This window comes from Microbacterium sp. LWH3-1.2 (genome assembly GCF_040675855.1).
Lineage (GTDB): Bacteria > Actinomycetota > Actinomycetes > Actinomycetales > Microbacteriaceae > Microbacterium.
The window spans coordinates 1,428,110-1,442,353 of sequence record NZ_JBEGIK010000001.1 but is presented as its reverse complement, the minus strand read 5'-3'; the positions used below and the strand labels follow the sequence as shown (position 1 = coordinate 1,442,353).

The 14,244-nt window shown below is 68.4% G+C and carries 20 protein-coding genes; 1 reads left to right on the top strand and 19 read right to left on the bottom strand.

Features of this window, described 5'->3' with window-relative positions; all coding sequences use genetic code 11:
• Window positions 1-15: 15 nt before the first annotated feature.
• Window positions 16-1,932, top strand: coding sequence for an acyltransferase family protein (locus tag MRBLWH3_RS06715; RefSeq protein WP_363429859.1), 1,917 nt, complete (start codon window positions 16-18; stop codon window positions 1,930-1,932).
• A gap of 137 nt (window positions 1,933-2,069) precedes the next feature.
• Here MRBLWH3_RS06715 and rplQ read toward each other — a convergent pair whose 3' ends face one another.
• The 19 genes from rplQ to rplX all read right to left on the bottom strand — a co-directional run bounded on the left by rplQ (window position 2,070) and on the right by rplX (window position 14,244).
• On the bottom strand, window positions 2,070-2,633 hold the full coding sequence (rplQ, locus tag MRBLWH3_RS06710) for a 50S ribosomal protein L17 (RefSeq protein WP_363429857.1): 564 nt from the start codon (window positions 2,631-2,633) through the stop codon (window positions 2,070-2,072).
• A 74-nt stretch (window positions 2,634-2,707) separates the two neighbouring features.
• On the bottom strand, window positions 2,708-3,697 hold the full coding sequence (locus tag MRBLWH3_RS06705; RefSeq protein WP_363429855.1) for a DNA-directed RNA polymerase subunit alpha: 990 nt from the start codon (window positions 3,695-3,697) through the stop codon (window positions 2,708-2,710).
• Window positions 3,698-3,844: 147 nt separating this feature from the next.
• Complete coding sequence (gene rpsK, locus MRBLWH3_RS06700) at window positions 3,845-4,243, bottom strand: 30S ribosomal protein S11 (protein ID WP_018171470.1); 399 nt, start codon at window positions 4,241-4,243, stop codon at window positions 3,845-3,847.
• A gap of 32 nt (window positions 4,244-4,275) precedes the next feature.
• On the bottom strand, window positions 4,276-4,650 hold the full coding sequence (gene rpsM / locus MRBLWH3_RS06695; RefSeq protein ID WP_141892573.1) for a 30S ribosomal protein S13: 375 nt from the start codon (window positions 4,648-4,650) through the stop codon (window positions 4,276-4,278).
• Between the two features lie 174 nt (window positions 4,651-4,824).
• The gene (gene rpmJ / locus MRBLWH3_RS06690; RefSeq protein ID WP_005050492.1) at window positions 4,825-4,941 is read right to left on the bottom strand and encodes a 50S ribosomal protein L36; all 117 of its coding nucleotides are present in this window, start codon (window positions 4,939-4,941) and stop codon (window positions 4,825-4,827) included.
• A 64-nt stretch (window positions 4,942-5,005) separates the two neighbouring features.
• A complete protein-coding gene (gene infA / locus MRBLWH3_RS06685; RefSeq protein ID WP_018171468.1) occupies window positions 5,006-5,227 on the bottom strand; it encodes a translation initiation factor IF-1 in 222 nt (73 codons plus the stop codon).
• A 300-nt stretch (window positions 5,228-5,527) separates the two neighbouring features.
• On the bottom strand, window positions 5,528-6,511 hold the full coding sequence (locus MRBLWH3_RS06680) for a type IV toxin-antitoxin system AbiEi family antitoxin domain-containing protein (protein WP_363429853.1): 984 nt from the start codon (window positions 6,509-6,511) through the stop codon (window positions 5,528-5,530).
• A 294-nt stretch (window positions 6,512-6,805) separates the two neighbouring features.
• Complete coding sequence (locus MRBLWH3_RS06675) at window positions 6,806-7,504, bottom strand: DsbA family protein (RefSeq protein ID WP_363429851.1); 699 nt, start codon at window positions 7,502-7,504, stop codon at window positions 6,806-6,808.
• Between the two features lie 10 nt (window positions 7,505-7,514).
• Complete coding sequence (gene map / locus MRBLWH3_RS06670) at window positions 7,515-8,357, bottom strand: type I methionyl aminopeptidase (RefSeq protein ID WP_363429849.1); 843 nt, start codon at window positions 8,355-8,357, stop codon at window positions 7,515-7,517.
• A gap of 4 nt (window positions 8,358-8,361) precedes the next feature.
• Entirely contained in the window at window positions 8,362-8,955 is a 594-nt protein-coding gene (locus MRBLWH3_RS06665; protein ID WP_363429847.1) for an adenylate kinase, read from the bottom strand.
• Window positions 8,952-10,274 (bottom strand): preprotein translocase subunit SecY, encoded by a 1,323-nt coding sequence (secY, locus tag MRBLWH3_RS06660; protein ID WP_045301508.1) that lies wholly within the window; start codon window positions 10,272-10,274, stop codon window positions 8,952-8,954. Before secY ends, MRBLWH3_RS06665 begins: the two co-directional genes overlap by 4 nt.
• A 98-nt stretch (window positions 10,275-10,372) precedes the next feature.
• Window positions 10,373-10,984: a 50S ribosomal protein L15 gene (rplO, locus tag MRBLWH3_RS06655; RefSeq protein ID WP_342001843.1), complete on the bottom strand. Its 612-nt coding sequence runs from the start codon at window positions 10,982-10,984 to the stop codon at window positions 10,373-10,375.
• Window positions 10,984-11,169 carry a 50S ribosomal protein L30 gene (gene rpmD / locus MRBLWH3_RS06650; protein ID WP_018171461.1) on the bottom strand — a complete coding sequence of 62 codons (186 nt, stop codon included), beginning with the start codon at window positions 11,167-11,169 and terminating at the stop codon, window positions 10,984-10,986. The genes rplO and rpmD overlap by 1 nt, the downstream gene beginning before the upstream one ends.
• Entirely contained in the window at window positions 11,169-11,858 is a 690-nt protein-coding gene (rpsE, locus tag MRBLWH3_RS06645; RefSeq protein WP_084695719.1) for a 30S ribosomal protein S5, read from the bottom strand. The genes rpmD and rpsE overlap by 1 nt, the downstream gene beginning before the upstream one ends.
• Window positions 11,855-12,214, bottom strand: coding sequence for a 50S ribosomal protein L18 (rplR, locus tag MRBLWH3_RS06640; protein ID WP_045301506.1), 360 nt, complete (start codon window positions 12,212-12,214; stop codon window positions 11,855-11,857). The genes rpsE and rplR overlap by 4 nt, the downstream gene beginning before the upstream one ends.
• A 2-nt stretch (window positions 12,215-12,216) precedes the next feature.
• Window positions 12,217-12,753 carry a 50S ribosomal protein L6 gene (gene rplF, locus MRBLWH3_RS06635; protein WP_363429844.1) on the bottom strand — a complete coding sequence of 179 codons (537 nt, stop codon included), beginning with the start codon at window positions 12,751-12,753 and terminating at the stop codon, window positions 12,217-12,219.
• A gap of 6 nt (window positions 12,754-12,759) precedes the next feature.
• Window positions 12,760-13,158, bottom strand: coding sequence for a 30S ribosomal protein S8 (gene rpsH / locus MRBLWH3_RS06630; RefSeq protein ID WP_116194490.1), 399 nt, complete (start codon window positions 13,156-13,158; stop codon window positions 12,760-12,762).
• 136 nt (window positions 13,159-13,294) lie between these two features.
• Complete coding sequence (rplE, locus tag MRBLWH3_RS06625; RefSeq protein ID WP_363429842.1) at window positions 13,295-13,882, bottom strand: 50S ribosomal protein L5; 588 nt, start codon at window positions 13,880-13,882, stop codon at window positions 13,295-13,297.
• A 2-nt stretch (window positions 13,883-13,884) separates the two neighbouring features.
• On the bottom strand, window positions 13,885-14,244 hold the full coding sequence (gene rplX, locus MRBLWH3_RS06620) for a 50S ribosomal protein L24 (protein ID WP_159846873.1): 360 nt from the start codon (window positions 14,242-14,244) through the stop codon (window positions 13,885-13,887).

Sequence of the window (14,244 nt, the reverse complement as noted above, 5' to 3'; positions counted from 1 at the left end):
CGTTCGCGAGAACCCATGACGTCGACAGCGCCCGCCACCGCCCCGCCCGCCCGCTTCGCCGGGCTGGACGGCATGCGCGCGATCGCGGTGCTGCTCGTGGTCGTCTACCACCTGTTCCCGCCGGCGCTGCTGCCGGGCGGCTTCGTCGGGGTCGACGTGTTCTTCGTGATCAGCGGCTTCCTCATCACGAGCCTGCTGCTGCGCGAGCGGGTCTCCACCGGACGAGTGGCCCTCGGCCGCTTCTGGCAACGGCGTGCGAGACGCCTGCTGCCGGCGCTCGCCGTCGTGGTCGTGGTGTGCTCGGCGCTCGCCTGGGTCGTCGGCGGCGACGTGCTCGTCGACCTCGACGCGCAGGTGCTGGGCGTCGCGACCTTCAGCTACAACTGGGTGTCGGTCGCGGGCGGCGGCGGGTACTTCGCCGCCGCGACACCCGAGCTGTTCCGCAACTTCTGGTCTCTCGCGGTCGAAGAGCAGTTCTACGTGCTCTGGCCGCTCCTCTTCCCGTTGTTCGTGCTGCTGCCGCGGACGTGGGCCCGCTCGACGGCAGCCTTCGCCCTCGCGGCCGCATCGGCCGTCTGGATGGGCGTCACCGTCTCGGGCGGCGGCGACGTCACGCGCGCATACTTCGGCACCGACACCCACGCTTTCGGGCTGCTGCTCGGTGTCGGCCTGGCGTTCCTGCTGACGCCGGTGTCGAGAACCGGCGGCCCACGATGGGCGCACTCGAGGGCGGCGCGGAAGCTGACCGGGGCGGCCGGTGTGCTCGCCCTCTCGGGCCTCATCGCGCTCGCCATGGTGCCGCAGAGCACCGCGGCCCTCACGTTCCCCGGAGCTCTCCTGGCCGCGAGCCTGCTCAGCGCACTCGCGATCGTCGCGGGCGTGTGGCCGGGCTCCTGGTTCGGGCCGGCGATCGACGCGCGACCGATGCGCTGGATCGGCGACCGCTCCTACGGCATCTACCTGTGGCACTGGCCGCTGCTCGTGCTCGCGGTCGCGGCGTTCGCGCCGGACGCGACCGTCGCCACGGCACCGACGTGGATCGGCCTGGGCGTGCTCGCGGCGACGGCCGCAGCATCCGCTCTGTCGTTCCGCTTCATCGAGACCCCGGTGCGCCGTCACGGATTCCGCGCCTCGGTCCGCATGCTCGCCGCACGGCTGCGCGGCGACCCCGGCGCCCGGCTCGGCGCAGTCGGCGTCGCGCTCAGCGGGGCTCTCGTGCTCGCCGGCGCCGGCGCCGCCATCGCGGTCTCCCCCGACGAGACCAGCGCCGAGGCCGCCGTCGAGGCGGGTCGCGCCGCGCTCGAGAAGGCGCTGCGCGAGGATCCCGCGCCGATCGCCCCGAATCCGTCGGCAACGGATGCTGCGTCCCCCGCGCCCGCCGACGTCGCCGGCGACCAGATCAGCGCCGTGGGCGACTCCGTCATGCTCGCGTCAGCCGGTGGCCTCATGGAACGCCTGCCGGGCATCGAGGTCGACGCCGAGGTGTCGCGCTCCATGTGGGCCGGGCCGGAGATCGTCGACGAGCTCGACGCCACGGGCCGCCTGCGACCCTACGTCGTGGTCGCCCTCGGCACGAACGGCGCGGTGGACCCCTCGACGCTCGAGCACCTCGCCGACACCGTCGGCACGAAGCGCAACCTCGTGCTGGTGAACGCCTACGCGCCGCGCGACTGGATCCCCGGCGTCAACGCCGAGCTCGCCGAGTTCGCCGAGGACCACCGCAACGTCATCGTCGCCGACTGGTCGGGTGCCATCGCGCCCCACGAGGACCTGCTCGCCGGTGACAAGATCCATCCCGGCGCCGCGGGCGGGCGCATCTTCGCCGACACCGTCGCAGCCGCGGTGGACGAGCTGGCCGAAGAGCGCCGCGAGTACGCCGCCGACCGCGCCGACCGCCTCGCCGAGATCCTCAGCGCCGACCTCACGCCGTAGCGCTCCCACCGCCGCGCAGCGTCCCTCCGCGGGAGCCGAGCATCCGTCCTCGGGAACGCAGCGAGACCCGCCACCCAGTGGGTGGCGGGTCTCGCGGTGCAAGGGGTGCCGGGCTGCTGCGCCCAGCTGGATCCGCGTTACGCGGACTTCTCCTCGGCAGGAGCCTCGACGGCCTCCTCGGCAGCAGCCTCGGCGGCGGCGCCCTCCTCCTGCGACTCGGCGCCGGCGTCGGCGGCCTCGTCGGTGGCGGGCGTCTCCGAGGCGTCGGTCTCCTCGGCGGGAGCCTCCTCGGCCGGAGCGGCCTTCGCGGCGGCAGCCTTCTCGGCCGACGGCTTCTTCGTCACGGGCTCGAGGACGAGCTCGATGACGGCCATGGGCGCGTTGTCGCCCTTGCGGTTGCCGACCTTCGTGATGCGGGTGTAGCCGCCGTCACGGTCCGCGACCAGCGGAGCGATCTCGGTGAACAGGACGTGCACGACTTCCTTGTCACCGATGACCGAGAGCACGCGACGACGCGCGTGCAGGTCGCCGCGCTTCGCGAACGTGATGAGACGCTCGGCGAGCGGACGCAGGCGCTTGGCCTTGGTCTCGGTCGTCTTGATCGACTTGTGGGTGAACAGCGCGGCGGCCAGGTTCGCAAGCAGCAGACGCTCGTGGGCGGGGCCGCCTCCGAGGCGGGGACCCTTGGTGGGCTTGGGCATTCTCAGTTACTCCAGTGTGAAAAGTCGGTCGGGGGGACGGATGCCGCGAGCCGCGGCATCCGGAACCAATCGGCTCAGACGGTCTCGTCGTCGTAGCCGCCGTAGAAGTGCGCGCCGTCGAACCCGGGGACCGAGTCCTTCAGCGACAGCCCGAGCGAGACGAGCTTGTCGCGCACCTCGTCGACCGACTTCTGACCGAAGTTGCGGATGTTCATGAGCTGCGTCTCCGAGAGGGCGACGAGCTCCGACACGGTGTTGATGCCCTCGCGCTTGAGGCAGTTGTACGAACGCACCGACAGGTCGAGGTCCTCGATCGGCATCGACAGCTCGTTCGAGAGGACGGTCTCGACCGGCGCCGGGCCGATCTCGATGCCCTCGGCCTCGACGTTGAGCTCACGGGCCAGGCCGAAGAGCTCCGTCAGGGTGCGACCGGCCGACGCGACGGCGTCGCGCGGGGCGATCGACGACTTGGTCTCGACGTCCAGCACCAGCTTGTCGAAGTCGGTGCGCTCACCGGCACGGGTGGCCTCCACGCGGTACGACACCTTCAGGACCGGCGAGTAGATCGAGTCGACCGGGATCTGGCCGGCCTCGGCGTACTCGTTGCGGTTCTGGGTCGCCGACACGTAGCCGCGACCGCGCTCGATCGTGAGCTCGAGCTCGAACTTGGCCGTGTCGTTGAGCGTCGCGATGACGAGCTCGGGGTTGTGCACCTCGACGCCCGCGGGAGCGGAGATGTCAGCGGCGGTGACCTCACCGGCGCCGGTCTTGCGCAGGTACGCGGTGATGGGCTCGTCGCGCTCGCTGGAGACGACCAGCTGCTTGATGTTGAGGATGATCTCGGTGACATCCTCCTTCACACCCGGGATGGTGCTGAACTCGTGGAGGACGCCGTCGATGCGGATCGACGTCACTGCGGCGCCGGGGATCGACGACAGGAGGCTGCGACGCAGCGCGTTGCCGATCGTGTAACCGAAGCCGGGCTCCAGCGGCTCGATGATGAAGCGGCTGCGGAACTCCCCGACCTTCTCCTCGGTCAGAGTGGGACGCTGTGCGATGAGCACTATGTGTTCCTTTCGATCACGTGCCCGCTATATGACACGTGCGGTGGGTGAGGTGTTGAGTTTTTCTCGGGGATGCCTCGGGAACGAGCCATCCGTGAAGCGTGCGGTAGCCGGGGCACCCACGAGGGGTGCCCCGGCTCCGGGATGTCAGACGCGGCGGCGCTTGGGCGGACGGCAGCCGTTGTGGGCCTGCGGCGTCACGTCCTGGATCGAGCCGACCTCGAGGCCGGCGGCCGTGAGCGAGCGGATCGCGGTCTCGCGGCCCGAGCCCGGGCCCTTGACGAAGACGTCGACCTTCTTGACGCCGTGCTCCTGCGCCTGGCGGGCAGCGGACTCGGCCGCCATGCCGGCGGCGTACGGCGTCGACTTGCGCGAACCCTTGAAGCCCACGCCACCCGACGACGCCCAGCTGATGACGGCGCCCGACGGGTCGGTGATCGAGACGATCGTGTTGTTGAACGTCGACTTGATGTGGGCCTGGCCCAGCGCGATGTTCTTCTTCTCCTTGCGGCGCGGCTTGCGCGCGGCGGACTTGGCCTGTGCCATTGCTTTGCTCTCCTAAACCCTGGGGCCGCGCCTTAGCGCGCCTTCTTCTTGCCGGCGACGGTGCGCTTCGGGCCCTTGCGGGTACGCGCGTTCGTCTTCGTACGCTGACCGCGCACCGGGAGGCCGCGACGGTGGCGCAGGCCCTCGTACGAGCCGATCTCGACCTTGCGGCGGATGTCGGCGGCGACCTCACGGCGGAGATCACCCTCGACCTTGTAGTTGCCTTCGATGTAGTCGCGGAGCGCAACGAGCTGGTCGTCGCTGAGGTCCTTGACGCGGATGTTCTCGTCGATCTCCGTCGCCTTGAGGATCTCGTTCGAGCGGGTACGGCCGACGCCGTAGATGTACGTGAGGGCGATCACCACGCGCTTGTCGCGCGGGATGTCAACGCCGGCAAGACGTGCCATGCGGTTCTCCTGAGAGTTGGTGGAGGTGTGGAGCAGTGTCGGTGCCCGGGCCCCCAGCCCGAGGTGTCCCCTCCGGAGAGGTTCTGACGCTGCCTGTAGTCGTATTCAGTTGTGGGGTACCGGATGCCGCGGCGCGCGGCATCCGGTCAGACCTGACGTCGCTGTGCGGCGAACTCAGCCCTGGCGCTGCTTGTGACGCGGGTTGCTCTTGCAGATCACCATGACGCGACCGTGGCGACGGATGACCTTGCAGTGGTCGCAGATGGGCTTGACGGAGGGGTTGACCTTCATGATTTCTTCTCTTCGCTGTCTTCACCGGGCACGCCGGAGCGTGGGGTGTTACTTCTCGACCGGCCTAGCGGTAGCGGTAGACGATGCGCCCGCGGGTGAGGTCGTAGGGCGACAGCTCCACGACGACACGGTCCTCGGGGATGATGCGGATGTAGTTCTGCCGCATCTTGCCGGAGATCGTCGCGAGGACCTTGTGGCCGTTGCTGAGCTCAACGCGGAACATCGCGTTGGGCAGCGCCTCGGACACGACGCCCTCGATCTCGATGACACCGTCTTTCTTCGCCATACGCTCGCTAACACTTATGCAGACCGGTCGATCTGCGGTGGATGGGATTCGGTGCGACGACACGCCAATACAGGCGCAACGCACCAAAGATCAAGCATACGTGATAGTGGATGCCTCGGCAAACCACCGGCTTCGCCCCACGCCCCGCGCCCCGCTGTCCCGCAGTCTTCCCCGCCAATGCGCCCAAACCACCCCTTGTCGCCGAGTCCACCCAGCGCGGACGCGCGATCTCGGGTGGTTTCGGCGACAAGGGGTGGTTTGGGCGAGGTGATCCGCCTCAGGGGCGCTGGGCCGAGGGGTTCACCCGGGCGCGTGGATATGGAAGGCGGCGAGCCGCCGGGCGAGGTCATCGGCGGAACCGATGTGCACCATCCCCCACCTTGCGAACCTGCGGTTGGTGGTCCCGCGGATCCAGTCCTCCCGATACTTCTCTGCCAGCACCGCCTGCTCCGCCGTTCGTCCTCGAAGGAAGGCCGGGTCGGTGTACTTTCCCGTTCCGTCGAATTCTCCCCAGGCATCGACGTCGTCGAGGCTGAAATCGATGGCCCAGTCCTCGCCACGCGGGCCGAGGATGGGCACCTGAAGACGAGCCGGGGCGAAGCCGAGGTCGTGAAGGTGCAGCCGACTGACGCTCTCGCCGGGCAGCTGGGCGCGGCCATCGGCGAAAGCGACCACGAATCGAGCCTGCCGCACGCCCCGGGCTCCGCGCGCCGTTGTCAATCTGTCGAGGAGCTGCCGCCGGAACGCCTCGGCGGCGGCCTCGTCATACTTGCGGCTCCGCGGATCCCACGCGACGAGCCGGAGAGCTGCATCCGCCGCCGCGATCGCGGGCGCGCGCGGAATCGTCCGCACGAGATCGAAGACCGTCCGCGCCAGGGAGGTGCAGGGGACCCCATCGATCACGACCTTGTCGCCGTCCGACAACAATGCAGAGTGGTGGGAGAGTCCGGCCTTCGGCCTCGCGACGGCATCCGTTCGCGGTCCTGCGACGTGAACGTACTCGGGCACAATCTGGAACAGCGGGAGACCGTGCGCCACCGCCGCCGAGACCGACGAGAAGACCACATCGCCATCGCGCCGCGCGGCGTCGGCGGCCACGACCTTCAGCAGGTGACGGTCCTCCGCGTACAGCCCGGTCCATGTCCTCCCAGTGGCATAGAAGCCGCTTCGAATACGGACCAGCTCCCCCGCCGCCACGAGCGTCCGAAGCTGTCGCTCCGTCGTCCCGTTCGCGAGGATCTCGCCCCGCCGGATGACGCGAGTTCGGGCGTCGTCGATCTTCACACCACGACGGTGTACGACACGCGCCCCTCCCGTCATCCGCAGAGCGCGAGTCCGTGGAGGAGAACGCCCGCTCCGCACCTGTGGAGGAACCGGCCACCCTGCTCCGGCAGAGTGAGAAGGCGCATCCCGGCCCCGATGCCCAAACCACCTCTTCTCGCCGAGCCCACCCGGTTCCGACCGACCGTCGTGGGTGGTTTCGGCGAGAAGGGGTGGTTTGGGCGCAAGGTGCGCCGGCAGGGAGCGACACTGCAGGGAACGGATGCCGCGGGGCGCGGCATCCGTTCTGTCCGAGGCTTACTCGAAGAGCGTTGCGAGCGAGCCGGCGGGCGGCAGCTGCGAATTCGCGATGACCTGGCCGTTGACGGCGATGGTCGGGGTTCCGATGCCCGAGGAGCCCGGCTGGATCGGGGTCGCCTCCGTCTTCTCGGTGACGAAGCCCGCGTACGTGCCGTCGTTGACGCACGAGTCGATCCCCGTGACACCCACGCCGGACGCGATCTCGAGGATCTCGCTGTTCGTGAGGCCGCTTGACTTCTCGGCGGGCTGATTCTCGAACATCGCCTGCAGGAAGGGCAGCGACGCGTCGGGGTCCGCCGCGGCGACGCAGTAGGCGGCATTCGCCGCACGCGTCGAGTACTGGGTGCCGTTGGACTGGCTGTCGAGGATCGAGATCGGGTGGATGCCGAGCGTGATGCTGCCGTCGCTCACCATGCTCTCGATCTCGGCGCCGTAGATCTGCTCGAACTGATTGCACACGGGGCACATGAAGTCGATGTAGGTGTCGAGGCGGTCGGGACCGTCTCCGACGAGGATGGCGCCGGTCTCCGTGTCGATCCCCGCCGACGTCGGCGTGTTCACCTCGGTCGGCAGCGGCTTCGGCGTCGCCGCGTTGTTCAGGGTGATGACGAGCACGGTGACGAGCACGAGTGCCACCACGACGCCCAGGGTCACCCAGATCGCGAACCAGTTGGTCTTGCGTGCCGTCTGTGCCATGTCGTGCCTCCTAGGCGATCTCGCGCGGGGTCACGCCGAAGGGCGCAAGTCCCGCGGCACCGCCGTCGGGTGCCGTCAGCACCCAGATTCCGTCTTCGTGAACAGCGACGCTGTGCTCCCAGTGGGAGCCGGCCGTCCCGTCGATCGTGGAGACCGTCCATCCGTCGTCCTCGACGAACGTGGCCTGGTCGCCGATGACGACCATGGGCTCGATGGCGAGCACGAGACCCGGACGCACCTCCGGCCCGGGGTCGGCGACGCGGTAGTTGAACACCGACGGCGACTCGTGCATCTTGCGGCCGATGCCGTGACCGACATACTCGCGCAGGATGCCGTAGGTTCCGGAGTCCGGCGAGTTCGCCTCGATGTGCGCCTGGATCGCCGTGCCGACCTCGCCGATGTGCTTCGCGGAGGCGAGTGCGGCGATACCGGCCCACAGCGATCCCTCGGTCACGTCCGAGAGGTGCTGCCGTGCGGCGACGAGCTCGGGGCGGCTGTCATCCGGCAGGACGAACGTGAAGGCGGAGTCCCCGTTCCAGCCCTTGTACTCGGCGCCGGCGTCGATGGAGAGGATGTCGCCGGGCGCCAGCACCCGGTCGCCCGGGATGCCGTGCACGACCTCCTCGTTGACCGAGGCGCAGATGGTGTGGCGGTACCCGCGCACCATCTGGAAATTGGACTTCGCGCCCCGGCCGGTGATGAGAGCGGATGCTGCGGCATCCAGCTCCGCCGTCGTCACGCCGGGCGCGATCATGCCGCGGGCCGCGTCGAGCGCCGCAGCCGTGATGAGCCCGGGCTCCACCATCGCACGCAGCTGGGCGGGCGACTTGTAGATCGAACGGCGGAGCGACACGGGATCAGGCGACGGGGACGCGGACGAGCCCGCGAGCCTCGAGCGCGGACACGATCCGCTCGGTGATCTCGTCGAGCGTGCCCACGCCGTCGACGGACACGACGAGGTCACGCGCCTCGTAGACGCCGAGGATCGGTGCCGTCTCACGCTCGTAGATCGCCAGGCGGTTCGCGATGACCTCTTCGGTGTCGTCGCTGCGGCCCTGCTCGGCGGCACGGCCCGCGATGCGCGAGATGCTCTCGTCACGCGGCACGTCCAGGAGGATCACGGCGTCGAGCTCTTCGTCGCGGCCCTCGAGGAACTCGTCCAGGTGCATGACCTGGGCGACGTTGCGGGGGTAGCCGTCGAGCAGGAAGCCACCCTCGGCGTCCTCCTGCGAGAGACGCTCACGCACGACGGCGCTGGTCAGCTCGTCGGGGACGAGGTCGCCCGCCTCGATGATGGCCTTGACCTGGCTGCCGAGCTCCGACCCGTCCGCGACGGCGGCGCGGAACACGTCGCCCGTCGAGATGGCCGGGACGCCGAACGCCTCGGCGATGCGGATGCCCTGCGTGCCTTTGCCGGAACCCTGGGGGCCGACGATCAGAAGTCGCGTCATCGGAGGAGCCCTTCGTAGTGGCGCTGCTGGAGCTGCGCGTCGATCTGCTTCACCGTCTCGAGACCCACGCCGACGATGATGAGGATCGAGGCGCCGCCGAACGGGAAGTTCTGGTTGGCACCGACCGTCGCGAGGGCGATGAGCGGCAGGAGCGCGATCAGACCGAGGTAGATCGAGCCCGGGAGGGTGATGCGCGTGAGCACGTAGTCCAGGTACTCCGCCGTCGGACGACCTGCACGGATGCCGGGGATGAAGCCGCCGTACTTCTTCATGTTGTCGGCGACCTCGACCGGGTTGAACGTGATCGCGACGTAGAAGTACGTGAAGCCGACGATGAGGAGGAAGTACAGCGCCATGTACAGCGGGTGGTCACCGCGCACCAGGTACAGCTGGATCCACGCGACCCAGGCCGGAACCTCTTCGCCCGCCTGCGGCTGGTTGAACTGCGCGATGAGCGCCGGGATGTACAGCAGCGACGAGGCGAAGATGACGGGCACGACGCCGGCCATGTTGACCTTGATCGGGATGTAGGTATTCGTGCCGCCGTAGGTGCGGCGACCGACCATGCGCTTCGCGTACTGCACCGGGATGCGGCGCTGCGACTGCTCGACGAAGACGACGAGCGCGACGACGACGATGCCGACAGCCAGGACGAGCAGGAAGACCTCGAAGCCCTTGGACTGCCAGATCGCCCACATCGAGGCGGGGAACGCGGCGGCGATCGAGGTGAAGATCAGCAGCGACATGCCGTTGCCGATGCCGCGCTCGGTGACGAGCTCGGCGAACCACATGATGAGGCCGGTGCCGGCGGTCATGGTGATGATCATGAGCAGCTGAGCCCACCACACGTCGTTCGTGAGGAGGTTCTCGCACTCGGGAACGCCGGTGGTCCCGAAGAGCTGGCCGCTGCGCGCAACGGTGACGAGCGTCGTCGACTGCAGGAGCGCGAGCGCGATCGTCAGGTAGCGGGTGTACTGCGTGAGCTTGGCCTGGCCCGCCTGGCCCTCCTTGTAGAGGGTCTCGAAGTGCGGGATGACGACGCGCAGCAGCTGCACGATGATCGTCGCCGTGATGTATGGCATGACGCCGAGGGCGAAGATCGACAGCTGCAGGAGGGCGCCGCCGGAGAACAGATTCACCAGCGAGAGGAGGCCCTCGGTGCCCGCGGACTGCCGCAGACACGACTGCACGTTCGGGAAGTCGACGAAGGGCGCAGGCACGTGCGCGCCGAAGCGATACAGGGCGATGATCGCCAGGGTGAAAGCGATCTTCCGCCGAAGGTCGGGTGTGCGGAAGATCCGCGCGATGGCGCTGAACAAGAGGATTCCTCCAGAAGGGGCGTCGGCACGCAGACGTGCCGACGTCCAGGGTAACCCAGAGGGGGCCGGAGCAAGCTCCGACCCCCACTGTGTGCGTATTACTTGACGGCGCCGCCCGCGGCGACGATCTTCTGCTCGGCGGAGGCCGAGACCTTGTCGACCGACACGTTGAGCTTCACCGAGATGTCGCCGGTGCCGAGCACCTTGACCTTCTCGTTCTTGCGCACTGCACCCTTGGCGACCAGGTCGCCGATGGTGACGTCGCCACCGGCCGGGTACAGCTCCGCGAGCTTGTCCAGGTTCACGACCTGGTACTCCACGCGGAACGGGTTCTTGAAGCCGCGGAGCTTCGGGGTGCGCATGTGCAGCGGCATCTGCCCACCCTCGAAGCCGACCTTGACCTGGTAGCGGGCCTTCGTACCCTTGGTACCGCGACCCGCCGTCTTGCCCTTCGAGCCCTCACCGCGACCCACGCGGGTCTTGGCCTGGTTGGAACCCGGGACCGGACGCAGGTGGTGCACCTTGAGCACGCCCGGGCGCGAAGCCGGGGCGTCCTTCTTCGCGGCGGCCTTCTTGGCGGGCGCCTTCTCAGCCTTGTCGGCCTTGGCGGCGGCTGCCTTCGCGGGCGCCTTCTTCTCGGCGGCAGCCTTGGGAGCAGCAGCCTTCTTCGGGGCCTTCTCGGCCTCGACGGCGTCGTTCTTCTCAGCCATCAGTCGATCTCCTCAACCTTCACGAGGTGCGCGACGGTCCGGACGTAACCGCGCGTCTGCGCGTCGTCGGGACGGACGACCGAGTCGCCGATCCGCTTCAGACCGAGCGAACGCAGCGTGTCACGCTGGTTCTGCTTCTCGCTCACCTTGGACTTGACCTGCGTAACCTTCAGGCGCGCAGCCATCAGACACCTGCCTTCGCAGCGGCCGCGGCCTCAGCCTCGGCACGGACGAGACGGGCGGGGGCGACCTGGTCGAAGTCGAGACCGCGACGCGCGGCGACCGCACGGGGCTCCTCGAGCTGCTTCAGGGCCTCCACCGTCGCGTGGACGATGTTGATCGTGTTCGACGAGCCGAGCGACTTCGACAGCACGTCGTGGATGCCGGCGCACTCGAGGACGGCGCGCACCGGGCCACCGGCGATAACACCGGTACCGGCGGCGGCGGGGCGCAGCAGCACCACACCGGCAGCGGCCTCACCCTGCACCGGGTGCGGGATGGTCGAGCCGACGCGCGGCACACGGAAGAAGTTGCGCTTGGCCTCTTCGACACCCTTCGAGATCGCCAGGGGCACCTCGCGGGCCTTGCCGTAGCCGACGCCGACCACGCCGTTGCCGTCGCCGACGACGACGAGCGCGGTGAAGCTGAAGCGACGACCACCCTTGACGACCTTCGACACGCGGTTGATGGTGACGACGCGCTCGAGGAACTGGCTCTCGTTGCGGTCGCGGCCACCGCGGTCACCGCGGGTCTGGTTGCGCTCGCGACCACCGCGGCGCGGCTCGCGCTCGCGCTCGGCGGGCGCGTCAGCAGCCGGGGCCTGGGCCTCGGCAGCAGCCTGCTCGGTCACGATGTTCTCCTTGTTGTCACTCACAGGTTCAGACCTCCCTCGCGGGCGCCGTCGGCGATCGCCGCGACACGGCCGGCGTAGCGGTTGCCGCCACGGTCGAACACGACGTCCGAGACGCCGGCGGCCTTCGCGCGCTCGGCGAGAAGCTCGCCGACCTTGCGGGCCTTGGCGGTCTTGTCAGCGTCGGACGCACGCAGGTCGGTCTCGAGGGTCGAGGCAGAGGCCACGGTGTGGCCCTTGCTGTCGTCGACGAGCTGCACGAACACGTGACGCGACGAACGCGTGACGACCAGGCGGGGACGCTCGGTGGTGCCGACGACCTTCTTGCGAAGGCGGGCGTGACGACGCGCGCGCGCGTCGGACTTCGACTTCACAGCCATGGTTACTTACCAGCCTTTCCGGCCTTGCGCCGAACGACCTCGCCGGCGTAGCGCACGCCCTTGCCCTTGTACGGCTCGGGCTTGCGAATCTTGCGGATGTTGGCCGCGGCCTCGCCGACGGCCTGCTTGTCGATGCCCGAGACCGTGAGCTTGTTGTTGCCCTCGACGGTCAGGGTGATGCCCGCGGGCGCCTCGACGAGGACGGGGTGCGAGAAGCCGAGAGCGAACTCGACCGCCGTGCCCTTCTGCGCGACGCGGTAACCCGTGCCGACGACCTCGAGACCCTTGGTGTATCCCTGGGTCACACCGATGATGTTGTTGTTGATGAGCGTGCGGGTCAGGCCGTGGAGCGAACGCGAAGCGCGCTCGTCGTCGGGACGGGTCACGACGACCTGGCTGTCCTCGACCTTGACTTCGATGGGACGGGCCACGGTGAGCACGAGCTCGCCCTTGGGCCCCTTGACGGCGACATCCTGGCCCTCGACCGAAACGGTCACGCCGGCGGGGATGTCGATCGGAAGACGACCGATACGCGACATGTCAGATCACCACACGTAGGCGAGGACTTCCCCACCCACGCCCTTCTGCTCTGCCTGACGGTCCGTGAGCAGACCGGAGGAGGTGGACAGGATCGCGACGCCGAGGCCGCCGAGGACGCGGGGGATCTCGGTCGACTTCGCGTACACGCGGAGGCCGGGCTTGGAGACGCGCTTGATGCCGGCGATCGACCGCTCGCGGTTCGGGCCGTACTTGAGCGTCAGCGTGAGGGTCTGGCCGACGCGGGCGTCGCTGACCTCCCACGCGGAGATGTAGCCCTCCTGCTTGAGGATCTCGGCGATGTGGGTCTTGAGCTTGGAGCTCGGCAGCGACACGGAGTCGTGGTGCGCCGAGTTCGCGTTGCGCAGACGGGTCAGCATGTCTGCGACCGGGTCTGTCATTGTCATTTCTTGATTCCTTTGTTCACGAGGTATCGGCTGCCGTTACACGCCAGACGACCTTCCATGATCTGCCATGTTCAGTTGTGGGATCGGATGCTGCGACCCGGCCGTGTGCGCCGGGCCGCAGCATCCGTTTCAGGAATTACGCCTGCGCGTCGTCCGACTTGAACGGGAAGCCCAGGGCGCGCAGGAGCGCGCGGCCCTCGGCGTCCGTCTTCGCCGTCGTCACGATGGTGATGTCGAAGCCGCGGACGCGGTCGATCTTGTCCTGGTTGATCTCGTGGAACACGGACTGCTCCTGGAGACCGAAGGTGTAGTTGCCGTGACCGTCGAACTGCGCGCCCGAGAGGCCGCGGAAGTCGCGGATGCGGGGCAGCGCCAGGTTGACGAGACGGTCGATGAACTCCCACGCGCGGTCGCCGCGGAGGGTGACGTGCGCGCCGATGGCCTGGCCCTCGCGCAGCTTGAACTGCGCGATGGACTTGCGGGCCTTCGTCACGACCGGCTTCTGACCGGTGATCTTGGTGAGGTCGTCGACCGCGCCATCGATCACCTTGCTGTCGCGAGCTGCCTCGCCGACACCGGTGTTCACGACGACCTTGACCAGGCCGGGGATCTGCATGACGTTCTCGTAGCCGAACTCGTCCTGCAGCGCCTTCTTGATCTCGGCGTTGTACTTGGCCTTCAGACGAGGCTGGATTTTGCCAGTCTCGAGGGCGGTGGTGCTCATATTCAGAGGTCCTTGCCTGACTTCTTCGCGTAGCGCACGCGGACGGTGCGCTTCACGCCGTCCTTGGTCTGCTCCTCGACACGGTGGCCGACGCGGGTCGGCTTCTTGGTCGAGGGGTCGACGACCTGGACGTTGGAGATGTGGATGGGGGCTTCCATCGTCTCGATGCCGCCCGTCTTGGTGCCGCGCTGCGACTGACCGACACGGTTGTGCTTCGTGACGTAGTTCACGCCCTCGACGATGACGCGGTTCTGCTCGGCGAGGACCTCGAGGACCTTGCCCTGCTTGCCGCGGTCGCCGCCCTTGTCCTGCTTCTTGCCCGTGATGACCTGAACCAGGTCACCCTTCTTGATCTTGGCCAT

Coding starts and splice junctions, on each gene's coding strand:
- MRBLWH3_RS06715 (WP_363429859.1), top strand. CDS start 16: ATGACGTCGACAGCGCCCGCCACCGCCCCGCCCGCCCGCTTCGCCGGG.
- rplQ (WP_363429857.1), bottom strand. CDS start 2,633: ATGCCCAAGCCCACCAAGGGTCCCCGCCTCGGAGGCGGCCCCGCCCAC.
- rpsK (WP_018171470.1), bottom strand. CDS start 4,243: ATGGCACAGGCCAAGTCCGCCGCGCGCAAGCCGCGCCGCAAGGAGAAG.
- rpsM (WP_141892573.1), bottom strand. CDS start 4,650: ATGGCACGTCTTGCCGGCGTTGACATCCCGCGCGACAAGCGCGTGGTG.
- rpmJ (WP_005050492.1), bottom strand. CDS start 4,941: ATGAAGGTCAACCCCTCCGTCAAGCCCATCTGCGACCACTGCAAGGTC.
- infA (WP_018171468.1), bottom strand. CDS start 5,227: ATGGCGAAGAAAGACGGTGTCATCGAGATCGAGGGCGTCGTGTCCGAG.
- MRBLWH3_RS06675 (WP_363429851.1), bottom strand. CDS start 7,504: ATGGCACAGACGGCACGCAAGACCAACTGGTTCGCGATCTGGGTGACC.
- MRBLWH3_RS06665 (WP_363429847.1), bottom strand. CDS start 8,955: ATGACGCGACTTCTGATCGTCGGCCCCCAGGGTTCCGGCAAAGGCACG.
- rplO (WP_342001843.1), bottom strand. CDS start 10,984: ATGGCTGAGAAGAACGACGCCGTCGAGGCCGAGAAGGCCCCGAAGAAG.
- rpmD (WP_018171461.1), bottom strand. CDS start 11,169: ATGGCTGCGCGCCTGAAGGTTACGCAGGTCAAGTCCAAGGTGAGCGAG.
- rplR (WP_045301506.1), bottom strand. CDS start 12,214: ATGGCTGTGAAGTCGAAGTCCGACGCGCGCGCGCGTCGTCACGCCCGC.
- rplF (WP_363429844.1), bottom strand. CDS start 12,753: ATGTCGCGTATCGGTCGTCTTCCGATCGACATCCCCGCCGGCGTGACC.
- rpsH (WP_116194490.1), bottom strand. CDS start 13,158: ATGACAATGACAGACCCGGTCGCAGACATGCTGACCCGTCTGCGCAAC.
- rplE (WP_363429842.1), bottom strand. CDS start 13,882: ATGAGCACCACCGCCCTCGAGACTGGCAAAATCCAGCCTCGTCTGAAG.
- rplX (WP_159846873.1), bottom strand. CDS start 14,244: ATGGCCAAGATCAAGAAGGGTGACCTGGTTCAGGTCATCACGGGCAAG.